Origin of the sequence: Micromonospora sp. NPDC047753, assembly GCF_040642735.1 — a bacterium.
In the GTDB taxonomy this organism is placed as follows: domain Bacteria; phylum Actinomycetota; class Actinomycetes; order Mycobacteriales; family Micromonosporaceae; genus Micromonospora.
Window position 1 is genome coordinate 1 of record NZ_JBEYSL010000205.1, and the last position, 11,082, is coordinate 11,082.

At 71.0% G+C, this 11,082-nt stretch carries 7 protein-coding genes and 1 pseudogene; 3 read left to right on the forward strand and 5 right to left on the reverse strand.

Features of this window, described 5'->3' with window-relative positions:
- Window positions 1-66 precede the first annotated feature (66 nt).
- The 5 genes from ABZ749_RS18405 to argS all read right to left on the reverse strand — a co-directional run bounded on the left by ABZ749_RS18405 (window position 67) and on the right by argS (window position 9,053).
- A complete protein-coding gene (locus ABZ749_RS18405; RefSeq protein ID WP_357229237.1) occupies window positions 67-3,348 on the reverse strand; it encodes an efflux RND transporter permease subunit in 3,282 nt (1,093 codons plus the stop codon).
- A gap of 142 nt (window positions 3,349-3,490) precedes the next feature.
- The gene (gene thrC, locus ABZ749_RS18410) at window positions 3,491-4,540 is read right to left on the reverse strand and encodes a threonine synthase (RefSeq protein ID WP_357229240.1); all 1,050 of its coding nucleotides are present in this window, start codon (window positions 4,538-4,540) and stop codon (window positions 3,491-3,493) included.
- A gap of 139 nt (window positions 4,541-4,679) precedes the next feature.
- Complete coding sequence (locus ABZ749_RS18415) at window positions 4,680-5,990, reverse strand: homoserine dehydrogenase (RefSeq protein ID WP_357195705.1); 1,311 nt, start codon at window positions 5,988-5,990, stop codon at window positions 4,680-4,682.
- Between the two features lie 8 nt (window positions 5,991-5,998).
- Window positions 5,999-7,384, reverse strand: a complete 1,386-nt coding sequence (lysA, locus tag ABZ749_RS18420; protein ID WP_357229243.1) for a diaminopimelate decarboxylase — start codon at window positions 7,382-7,384, stop codon at window positions 5,999-6,001.
- A 1-nt stretch (window position 7,385) separates the two neighbouring features.
- A complete protein-coding gene (argS, locus tag ABZ749_RS18425) occupies window positions 7,386-9,053 on the reverse strand; it encodes an arginine--tRNA ligase (protein ID WP_357229246.1) in 1,668 nt (555 codons plus the stop codon).
- A 97-nt stretch (window positions 9,054-9,150) separates the two neighbouring features.
- Here argS and ABZ749_RS18430 point away from each other — a divergent pair, with 97 nt between their 5' ends.
- From ABZ749_RS18430 to ABZ749_RS18440, 3 genes and pseudogenes are all read left to right on the forward strand, one after another.
- Window positions 9,151-9,948: a DUF3105 domain-containing protein gene (locus tag ABZ749_RS18430; protein ID WP_357229248.1), complete on the forward strand. Its 798-nt coding sequence runs from the start codon at window positions 9,151-9,153 to the stop codon at window positions 9,946-9,948.
- 8 nt (window positions 9,949-9,956) lie between these two features.
- Window positions 9,957-10,625 (forward strand): DUF305 domain-containing protein, encoded by a 669-nt coding sequence (locus tag ABZ749_RS18435; protein ID WP_357229251.1) that lies wholly within the window; start codon window positions 9,957-9,959, stop codon window positions 10,623-10,625.
- Between the two features lie 318 nt (window positions 10,626-10,943).
- A pseudogene (locus tag ABZ749_RS18440) lies at window positions 10,944-11,082 on the forward strand (winged helix-turn-helix domain-containing protein); the annotation flags it as partial.

Below are 11,082 nucleotides of genomic sequence, written 5' to 3' on the forward strand. Positions count from 1 at the left end.
CGGTCGAATGAACCGCGAACGCCCCCGGCGACAGTCCGCCGGGGGCGTTCCGAACCGCTCTGCGACCTACTCGGTCGGCTCCGCCGGAGGCAGCGGGGAGGTACGGCTACGCGGCAACCGCAGCACCTCGAACTGGTCCGTACCCTCCACCAGCGCGGCCGACGGCGCGGGTCGCGCGGCCGGCTGCACACCCTCGGTCGCGACCGGGGCGGGTGCGCCGCTCGGCACCGCGACCTGGTTCGGCGCTGGCGCCTCGTCGGCCTCCGTCGTCGTGGTCACCGCCGACCCGCCGGAACGCCGTCGTGCGCGCCGAGCCCGCAGCGACTCCTTGGTGTGCTCCACCATCGTGTAGAGCGTCGGCACCAGGATCAGCGTGAGCAGCGTCGAGCTGAGCAGACCACCGATCACCACGACCGCCAGCGGCTGAGAGATGAAGCCGCCCTCACCGGTCAACCCGAACGCCATCGGCAGCAGCGCGAAGATCGTCGCTACCGCCGTCATCAGGATCGGGCGCAGCCGGCGACGGCCACCCTCGACCACCGCTTCCCGGACCCCCATGCCCTGCGCCCGGTACTGGTTGATCAGGTCGAGCAACACGATCGCGTTGGTCACCACGATGCCGACCAGCATCAGCACACCGATCAGCGCCGGCACACCGAGCGCCGTCCCGGTGATCAACAGCAGACCGATGGCACCGGTCGACGCGAACGGGATGGAGATCAGCAGGATCAGCGCCTGAGTGAGGCTACGGAACGTGGCCACCATGATCAGGAAGACGATGGCGATCGCGGCCAGCACCGCCAGGCCCAGGTCCGCGAAGGCGTCCGCCTGATCCGCGCTGACACCACCGATGGTGAAGCTCGCACCCGGCACGTTGAGGCCGTCCAGCCGCTTCTGCAACTCGGTGCTGGTCGCGCCCAGGTTCGAGCCGGTCGCCGCGCCGGTCACCGACACGCTGCGCTCACCGTCGATGCGGGTGACCTGCTGCGGGCCCTCGCCCTGGGTGACCTGCGCGATGTCGCCCAGCTTGACCGGACCAACCGGCAGCGCCCGCAGCTCCTCCACCGTCATCGGCGGCTGCGTGCCCAACCGCAGCACCACGTTCTGCTGCTGGCCGTCGAGCGCGACCTGACCCAGCGGCGCTCCCCGGAACGCCTGCGACACGAGCTGCCCCACGGCGGCCTCGGTGAGGCCGACCCGACCGGCGGCGACCCGGTCCACCACCACGTCGACCCGCGGCACCCGCGCGGCCAGGCTGGTGGAGACGTCCTCGACGTCCGGCAGGCCGGCCATCGCGGCTCGCGCCTCCTCGGCGGCCCGGGTCAGCGCCTCCGGGTCGCTGGCCTGGACGATCACCTCCAGCTGGCTGGTCGACGCCTCCTGCCCGCCACCGAAGCTGATCTCACCCACACCGGCGCCGAGCTTGTCGAACTCCTTGCGCAGCACCTCACGCATCTGCTTCGCGTCGGTGTCACCGTCGAGCGCCAGCGACCAGCTGGCGACGTTGTTGCCGCCGCCGCCCGCCCACGGGTTGTCCCCACCGCCGGCGGTCACCTGGTACGTCTCGACGCCGTCGGTGTTCGACAGCACCGACTCGACCTGCTTGGCCGCCGCGTCGGTGGCCGCCAGGCCACTGCCGGCCGGCAGCTCCTGGCTCATGTTGAGGGTGTCCTGGCCGGAGTCGTCCAGGAAGTTGGTCTCCAACTTCTGCGCCAGACCGAAGGTGCCGAAGAGAACCAGCAGGCCGAGCCCGACGGTGATCCAACGGGTCGACCGCTTGCCGGTGGCGAACCCGATCACGGGCAGGTACGCCCGCTGCAACGGGCTGCGCAGCTCCTTCTCCTCCGCCGCGTGCCGTACCGCCTCGTCGTCAGCGGTGCCGCCGCGCGGCTTGAGGAACCAGTACGCGAGGACCGGGATCACTGTCAGCGACACCAGCAGCGAGGCGAGCAGGGCCACCGTCACGGTGATCGCGAACGGCGCGAAGAGCTGGCCCACGAACCCGCCGACCAGCGCGATCGGCGCGAACACCGCCACCGTGGTGAGGGTCGACGCGGTCACCGCACCGGCGACCTCCCGGACGCCGGTGATGATGGCGTGCCGTTTCTCCTCGCCGTACTCAAGGTGTCGTTTGATGTTCTCCAACACCACGATCGAGTCGTCGACCACCCGACCGACCGCGATGGTCAACGCGCCGAGGGTGAGCAGGTTGAGCGAGTAGTCACCGATCCACAGGGCGATCAACGCCACCAGCACGGAGAGCGGGATGGAGACCGCGGTGACCACCGTCGAGCGCACCGACAGCAGGAAGACCAGGATGACGATGACCGCCATCACCAGGCCCAGCAGGCCCTCCGTGGTCAGCGACTCGATCGACTTCTCGACGAACGGCGCCTGGTCGAAGACCACTGTCAGCTCCGCGCCGGAGGCGTCCTTCAGGTCGTCGAGCCGGTCCCGGATCTCGTGCGAGATCTCCACGGCGTTGCCGTCCGGTGCCGCGGTGACCGCGATACCGAGGCTGTCCTTGCCGTTGGTCCGGGTGATCGCCGTGGCCGGGGCGAGCTGCTGCTCGACCGTCGCCACGTCACCGAGGCGAACGGGTGCCGCGGCCGGGACGACCACGATGCCGCGCAGCTCCTCCAGGGTGGCGATCGGCGTGCCGACCTGCACCGGGAGGGCCAACGCTCCGTCGGTCACCGCGCCGGCCGGAACCGCCACGCCGTTGGTCTTCAGCGCCGCGCCGATCGCCGTCGGCTGGATCTTCGCGGCGGCCAACTTCGCCGGGTCCGGGGTGACCACCACGACGTCGTCGCGGGTGCCGGTCACCTCGACGGTGCGTACCCCCTCGATGCCCTCCAGCTCCGGCACCACAGTCGCGCGCAGCTTCTCGGCCAGCGCCCGCTCGTCCGCGGTGCCGGCCGCGGCCAGCACCACCGCCGGCAGGTCGTCGGTGCTACCCGCGATGACCTGCGGGTCGACGCCCTCCGGCAGTTGGGAGTCGATCCGGCTCAACGCGGTCTGCATCTTGTTGACGACGTCGTCGAGGTCGGTGCCGAACTCGTACGTCACCTGGACGGTGGCCGCCCCCTCGCGGGAGGTGGAGGTGACCTGGTCCAGCCCCGGGATGCCCTGGAGGGCGTTCTCGATCGGCTCGGTCACCTGCGACTCGACGATCTCGGGGCCGGCACCGGGGAAGGGAGCCACGATGAACGCGGCCGGGAACTCGAGCGACGGCAGCAGTTGCTGCTTCAGCGACGGCACGGCGAACACTCCGAACACCGTGGTCACCACCGCGATGAGGGCAATCAGCCCTCGGTTGGCGAGGCTGAATCTGGCGAGCAGCGACATCGGCCTGGCTCACTCCTGAACGAGAATGCGGGCGGGGATACCCGAAAGTGTGCCGGACTCGCATACCTCGGCCCCCGCCGCCCCCGGGCCGTCGCGCCGTTCAGCTGCCCGCCGTCGAACAGACGCCCGGACGGCGGCGCGCTCAGGCCAGGTCGAGGGCGCGCGCCGCGGCCAGCGGGTCGTTCGCGATGGTCACCGGTGCCGGTGCGGTGGAAATCGCCCACTCCGGGTCCTTCAGCCCGTGGCCGGTCACCGTGCAGACCACTGTGGAGCCGGGCGGCACCGCGCCCGCCGCGGCCTGCTGCAACAGGCCGGCCACGCTGGCCGCGCTGCCCAGCTCGACAAAGACCCCCACCTCACGGGCGAGCAGACGGTACGCGGAGAGGATCTCCCGGTCGGTCACCGACGCGATCAGGCCACCGGAGGCGTCTCGGGCATCCAGTGCCTTGGTCCAGCTCGCCGGGTTGCCGATCCGGATCGCGGTGGCGATGGTGGACGGCTCCGGCACCACCTGGCCGGTCACGATCGGGGCCGCCCCGGCCGCCTGGAAGCCGTACATCTTCGGGGTGCGGGTGGTGGCACCGGCGGCCCGATCCTCCGCGTATCCCATCCAGTACGCGGAGATGTTGCCGGCGTTGCCGACCGGCAGGCAGTGGATGTCGGGCGCGTCGCCGAGCGCCTCGACGATCTCGAAGGCCGCGGTCTTCTGGCCGTGCAGCCGGTCGATGTTGACCGAGTTGACCAACGCGACCGGGTAGTCCTGGGCGAGCTTGGCGGCCGTCGCGAGGCAGTCGTCGAAGTTGCCGCTCACCTGGAGCAGCTTCGCGCCGTGCACCAGCGCCTGGGCCAACTTGCCCAACGCGATCTTGCCCTGCGGCACCAGCACGGCGCAGGTCAACCCGGCCCGGGCCGCGTACGCCGCGGCGGAGGCGCTGGTGTTACCGGTGGAGGCGCAGATGATGGCCTTGTTGCCGGCCTCGACCGCCTTGGACACCGCGAGGGTCATCCCCCGGTCCTTGAAGGAGCCGGTCGGGTTGGCGCCCTCCACCTTGAGGTGCACGTCGCAACCGAGCCGGGCGGACAGCACCGGCGCCGGCAACAGCGGGGTGTTGCCCTCGTGCAGCGTGACGACCGGCGTGGCCGCGGTGACCGGCAGCCGATCCCGGTACGCCTCGATCAGACCCCGCCACATGTCGCTCTCCTCGCCTCTACCGCCGTGCCCGCCCGATTGTCAGGGCCACCTTGGACCAGCCTGCTGGAGTGGTCAATGGCACACCCCCGCCTACCCACCTGGCGGGACGCGCGCGCCGCCCCGTCGATGATGCAACGACTCAGGCACCGCCCTCGACCCGCAGCACACTGGTGACCGACCGGACGATGTCCAGACCGCGCAGCTCGCCGACGGTCGCGGCGAGCGCGGCGTCCGGTGCCACATGGGTGACGATGACCAGCTCGGCGTCGCCGTCGCGGCCCGCCGGCCCACCCGCCGAGCCCTGCCGCACCGTCGCGATCGACACGTCGTGCCGGGCGAACACGCTCGCCACCGACGCCAGCACACCCGGGCGGTCGGCCACGTCGAGGCTCACGTGGTAGCGGGTCAGCGCCTCACCCATCGGCCGGACCGCGAGGTCCGCGTACGCGCTCTCGCTGGCCGCGCGCACCCCGGCGAGCCGGTTGCGGGACACCGCGACCACGTCACCGAGCACTGCGCTGGCGGTGGGCGCGCCACCGGCGCCCCGACCGTAGAACATCAACTGCCCGGCCGCGTCGGCCTCCACGAAGACCGCGTTGAACGCGTCCCCGACGCTGGCCAGCGGGTGGCTGCGCGGGATCATCGCCGGGTGCACCCGGACGCTGACCGTCTCCTGGCCGGTGGAGTCGACACCCCTGGCCGCGATGCAGAGCAGTTTGATCGTGCAGCCCATCGCCTGGGCGCTGGCCATGTCCGCGGCGGTCACCTCGGTGATGCCCTCGCGGTGCACGTCGGCGGCGCCGACCCGGGTGTGGAACGCCAGCGAGGCGAGGATCGCCGCCTTCGCCGCCGCGTCGAAGCCCTCCACGTCGGCGGTCGGATCGGCCTCCGCATACCCCAGGGCGGTGGCCTCTTCAAGGGCCTCGGCGAAGCCTGCGCCGGTCGCGTCCATCGCGGAGAGGATGAAGTTGGTGGTGCCGTTGACGATGCCGGTGACCCGGTTGATCCGATCGCCGTGCAGCGACTCCCGTAGCGGGCGCAGCAGCGGGATGGCCCCGGCCACGGACGCCTCGTAGTAGAGGTCGCCACCGCCCTCGGCCGCCGCCTCGTGCAGGGCCACGCCGTCCTCGGCCAGCAGCGCCTTGTTGGCGGTGACCACGCTCTTGCCGGCGCGCAACGCCTCGACCAGCCAACTCCGGGCCGGTTCGATGCCACCGACCACCTCGATGACCACGTCCACGTCGTCGCGCTTGATCAGGCCGAGCGCGTCGGTGGTGAACAGGTCCTCGTCGACCGGCAGGTCACCCCGGTCGCGGCCGAGCCGACGGACGGCGATGCCGGCGATCTCCAGCGGGGCGCCGATCCGCGCGGTGAGGTCGGCCGACTGCTCGTGCAGCAGCCGGACCACCTCCTGGCCGACAGTGCCACAGCCGAGCAGCGCCAAGCGCACAGGTGACGTCATCCAACATCCAATGCGAGCAGGTCCTCTTCGGTTTCCCGCCGGACGATCAGGCGCGCCTGGCCGTCGCGCACCGCGACCACCGGTGGCCGGGGCACATGGTTGTAGTTGCTGGCCATGCTTCGGCAGTACGCACCGGTGCCGGGCACTGCGACAAGATCTCCGGGCTGCACGTCGGCGGGCAGGAATTCATCCTTCACCACGATGTCCCCGGACTCACAGTGCTTTCCCACCACGCGGGCGAGCAACGGCTGCGCTGTCGAGGCCCGCGAGGCCAGGGTCGCCGAGTAGGACGCGTCGTAGAGGGCGGTGCGGATGTTGTCGCTCATCCCGCCGTCGACGCTGACGTACGTCCGGAGGCCGTCGAGGTCCTTGACCGTGCCGACCTCGTAGAGGGTGAAGACGGACGGGCCGACGATGGCCCGGCCCGGCTCGATCGACAGGTGCGGCACGGCCAGATTTTCCGCCGCGCACTCCGAATCGACGATCTTGCGAAGCCGCTTGGCCAGATCCTGCGGGGTCGCCGGGTCGTCCTGGGTGGTGTACGCGATACCGAAGCCGCCGCCCAGGTCCAGCTCGGGCAGCTCCACCCCGCGCGCGTCGCGGATCTGCGCCTGCAGGGCGAGCACCCGACGGGCCGAGACCTCGAAGCCGCTGGCGTCGAAGATCTGCGACCCGATGTGCGAGTGCAGGCCGCGCAGCTCCAGCACGCCCTCGTCGAGGATCTTGAACGCGGCGGTCGCTGCGGCACCGCCCGCGAGGGAGAAGCCGAACTTCTGGTCCTCGTGGGCGGTGGCGATGAACTCGTGGGTGTGCGCCTCGACGCCCACGGTGACCCGGACCAGCACCCGGGGCCGGACCCCGCGCTCGCGGGCCAGCGTGGTGAGCCGGTCGATCTCGGTGAACGAGTCGACGATGATCCGGCCCACCCCGGCGTCCAGCGCCCGGCCCAGCTCGGCGACCGACTTGTTGTTGCCGTGGAAGCCGATCCGCTCCGGCGGCATCCCGGCCGACAGGGCGGTGGCCAGCTCGCCGCCGGTGCAGACGTCGAGGAACAGCCCCTCCTCGGCGATCATCCGGACCACCGCCCGGCAGAGGAACGCCTTGCCCGCGTAGAAGATGTCCTCGGTCGGGAAGGCCGCCCGGAAGTCGCGGCAGCGCGAGCGCAGGTCGGCCTCGTCGAGGACGTACACCGGGGTGCCGAACTCGGCCGCGATGTCGCGGACGCTGAGGCCCGCGACGGCGACCGCGCCGTCCGCGCCGCGCGTCACGCTGCGTGGCCACAGCGCCGGCACGAGGGCGTTGACGTCGGCCGGTGTACGCAGCCAGGCCGGCCCCTGGTTGCTGATGTCCGCGTGCAGCGCACCAGCCTCATGAGCCCTCATGTCACATCCTCTCGGGTGCGGAGACGCCGAGCAGGTGCAGGCCGTTGGCGATCACCGTGCGGGTGGCGTTGTTGAGCCAGAGCCGTGCGCGGTGCAGGTCGGTGATCTCCTCGTCGCCCAGCGGCAGCACCCGGCAGTTGTCGTAGAAGCGGTGGTAGGAGGCGGCGACGCTCTCCTCCAGGTAGCGGGCCACCCGGTGCGGTTCCCGCAGCTCGGCGGCCGTCGCCACCACCGCGGGGAACTGGGCGAGCGCCTTGAGCAGCTCGTTCTCCTTCTCGTGGGCGAGCAGCTCGGGGCGGAACGCGTCGGCGTCGCCCGGAACCAGCCCCACCTCGGCGGCGTTGCGGGCCACGCCCGCCGTCCGGGCTGCCACGTACTGCACGTAGTAGACCGGGTTGTCGCGGGTCGCCCGGGTCCACAGCTCGATGTCGATGTCGATCGGGGAGTCGCTGGAGTAGCGGGCCAACGCATACCGGGAGGCGTCCACGCCGATCGCGTCGACCAGGTCCTCCAGGGTGATCACGGTGCCGGCCCGCTTGCTCATCCGCATCGGGGCGCCGTCGCGCAGCAGGTTGACCAGCTGCCCGATGAGGATCTCCAGGTTGCGCTCCGGGTCGTCGCCGAAGCAGGCGGACATCGCCTTCATCCGGCCGATGTAGCCGTGGTGGTCGGCACCCAGCATGATCACGACCCGCTCGAAGCCGCGCTCGCGCTTGTCCAGGTAGTAGGCGCAGTCCGCGGCGAAGTACGTCCACTCGCCGTTGGACTTGCGCAGCACCCGGTCCTTGTCGTCGCCGAAGTCGGTGGTGCGCAGCCAGGTGGCGCCCTCGGACTCGTAGAGGTGCCCCTGCTCGCGTAGCCGGTTCAGCGCCAGGTCGAGCTCACCCCGGTCGTGCAGGTCCTTCTCGTTGAAGTAGGTGTCGAACTCCACCCCGAAGTCGCGCAGCGAGGAGCGGATCTCGTCGAACATCAGCGCGACGCCCTCGACCCGGAAGACCTCCTGGGCGGCGTCGTCGTCGAGCGAGGACACCTCCGGCCGGCGGGCCCGCACCTCGGCGGCGATCTCGGCGATGTACGCCCCGCCGTAGCCGTCCTCCGGCGCCGGCTCACCCTTGGCGGCGGCGAGCAGCGACCGGGCGAACCTGTCGATCTGCGAACCGGCGTCGTTGAAGTAGTACTCGGTGCCGACGTCGGCGCCGGTGGCCCGCAGCAGCCGGCTCAGCGCGTCACCGACGGCCGCCCAGCGAACCCCACCGATGTGCACCGGCCCGGTCGGGTTGGCCGAGACGAACTCCAGGTTGATCTTTTCGCCGGCGAGCCGGTCGCTGCGGCCGTACTCCGCGCCGGCCTCGACGATCACCCGGGCGAGCTGACCGGCGGCCGCCGCGTCGAGCCGGATGTTCAGGAAGCCCGGCCCGGCGATCTCGACCGATTTGACACCTTCCGCCCGGCTCAGTTCGTCCGCCAGGGCACCCGCCAGATCCCGGGGCGGAACGCCGACCTTCTTGCTCAACTGCAGCGCGAGCGTCGAGGCGTAGTCGCCGTGCTCGGGGTTGCGCGGTCGCTCCACCACAGTGCTCGCCGGCAGCGCGGCGCGGTCGAGCCCACGCTGCTCGAAGACGGCGTGGGCGGCGGCAAGGACGACCGAGGCTAGTTCTGCAGGAGTCACCCAACCATGTTATCGGGGGTAGACTCGGGCACTCGGCGGCTCCCCTGCGCGTCATCCGGCCCGCCACTCCCCTGACCGACCGACTTGACGAGGCACGATGAGCATCAGCACCCCGGGTGGCCCTGAGCGCCGCCCGACCGTGGTCAGCACCGGCAAGAAGCCGGCCGCGGGCCGGCCGGCGTCCGGCGCGAAGGCCACTTCCGGCAAGCCCGCGGGCTCCCCCCGGGCCGGTGGCAAGGGCCCGCGCAAGCCGGTCACACCGGTCAAGGTGAGCCAGGGCCGCGCCTGGGGCCCCATCGCGCTCTTCGTCGCGGTGGGCGTGCTCGCGGCCGGCATCATCGGCTACGGCGCCTGGGCGTCGTTCCAGGGCTCCAAGCCCTGGGACAAGCGGGCCGACGCCATCGAGGGCATCGTCAACATCCGCAAGACCGACAAGACGAGCCTCGACTACGAGTCGCACAAGTCGGGCCCGCTGACCTACAAGTACTCGCCGCCGGTGGGCGGGGTGCACAACGCCGCCTGGCAGAACTGCATGGGCGACGTCTACGACGCCCCGATCGCCAGCGAGCACGCGGTGCACAGCCTGGAGCACGGCGCGGTGTGGGTCACCTACCGCCCGGACCTGCCCAAGGACCAGGTCGACAAGCTCGCCGGCAAGGTGCGCGGCGTCGAGAAGATGCTGATGAGCCCGTACGAGGGCCTGGACAAGCCGATCTCGCTGCAGGCCTGGGGCTACCAGCTCAAGCTCGACAACGCCGACGACTCGCGGATCGACGAGTTCATCAAGGACCTGCGGGTGAACGCCTCGGTCGAGGGCCCGACGGCGCTCTGCAACACCGGCATCACCGCCACCGGCACCACGCCGCGTGAGCTCCAGCAGCAGCCCACCCAGTAAGGACGGCAATGACCGCTCCGGCGACCACCGACAGCGAGTACGACGAGATCCCGGCCGCCCCGGACGAGGGCGGCCGGGCCCCGGCGTCGCGCTACGGCGTCCTGGCGCTCGCGATCATGCTGGTGGTGGGGCTCCTCCTCGGCTACGCGGGCGGTCTGCTCACCCCACGGATCACCCGACCCGGTGATGCCTCGGTCGAGGCGGGCTTCGCCCGGGACATGACGACCCACCACGCACAGGCGGTGGAGATGAGCCTGATCGCGTACCGGTCGGCGACCCTCCCCGAGGTGCGGCAGATCGCCGTGGACATCGCCACCGGGCAGCAGGGCGAGATCGGCGCGATGCAGACCTGGCTGCGCGAGTGGGGCCTCAGCCCGACCGGGTCGAACCCGCCGATGTCGTGGATGTCCGACGGGGCCACCGTCAAGGACGGTCTGATGCCGGGCATGGCCACGCCGCAGCAGATGACCGCCCTGCGCAACGCTCAGGGCATCGAGGTCGACAGGCAGTTCCTGACCCTGATGTACGACCACCACCTGGGCGGCATCCACATGATCGACGCGGCGCTCGACGAGACCGACAACGCCGAGGTCGTACGGGTGGCCCAGACCATGAAGAACACCCAGCAGAGCGAGCTGAACAATCTCCGGCAGCTCCAGGCGCAGGCCAAGGGCTGACCGACCGGACGGGCGCAACCGGCCCGCGTCCCCGCCGATCCGTGGCGGTGACGCGGGCCGCACCATGCGTCCCGCCCACACCGATCCCCGCACGGCCTTGATCGACTCGGGTTGCAGGAAACCGCGCCGTCCACACGACCGGGACGCCCCGAGTTCCACGAACCCGAGTCGATCAAGGAGGCCAAACCCGCCGCGTATGACCTGAACACCCCTCTCGTCCCTTCTGGGCGTTTTGCGTGGCACAGGCGATTACGTTGCTTAGAGAGTTTTCTCCCCACATATCGTGACCAGTTGCGATTCGGGCTCGTTGCCCAAGACGTGGGGGTTGCACTCAGAGACGCACGGCGTTCGGTCACCAGTTGGTGCCGACGCCACACCATCGGTGGTGACGGGGCGGTGGCAGCCGTCCGTCGCGGACAGCGGCAGGGCGAGCCGGGAATGCTCAGCCGCGAACAGG

What these genes read in the sequence shown, in the direction of transcription:
- ABZ749_RS18430 (WP_357229248.1), top strand. Translation starts at nt 9,151, where the DNA reads ATGAGCATCAGCACCCCGGGTGGCCCTGAGCGCCGCCCGACCGTGGTC.
- thrC (WP_357229240.1), bottom strand. Translation starts at nt 4,540, where the DNA reads ATGTGGCGGGGTCTGATCGAGGCGTACCGGGATCGGCTGCCGGTCACC.
- ABZ749_RS18435 (WP_357229251.1), top strand. Translation starts at nt 9,957, where the DNA reads ATGACCGCTCCGGCGACCACCGACAGCGAGTACGACGAGATCCCGGCC.
- ABZ749_RS18405 (WP_357229237.1), bottom strand. Translation starts at nt 3,348, where the DNA reads ATGTCGCTGCTCGCCAGATTCAGCCTCGCCAACCGAGGGCTGATTGCC.
- lysA (WP_357229243.1), bottom strand. Translation starts at nt 7,384, where the DNA reads ATGAGGGCTCATGAGGCTGGTGCGCTGCACGCGGACATCAGCAACCAG.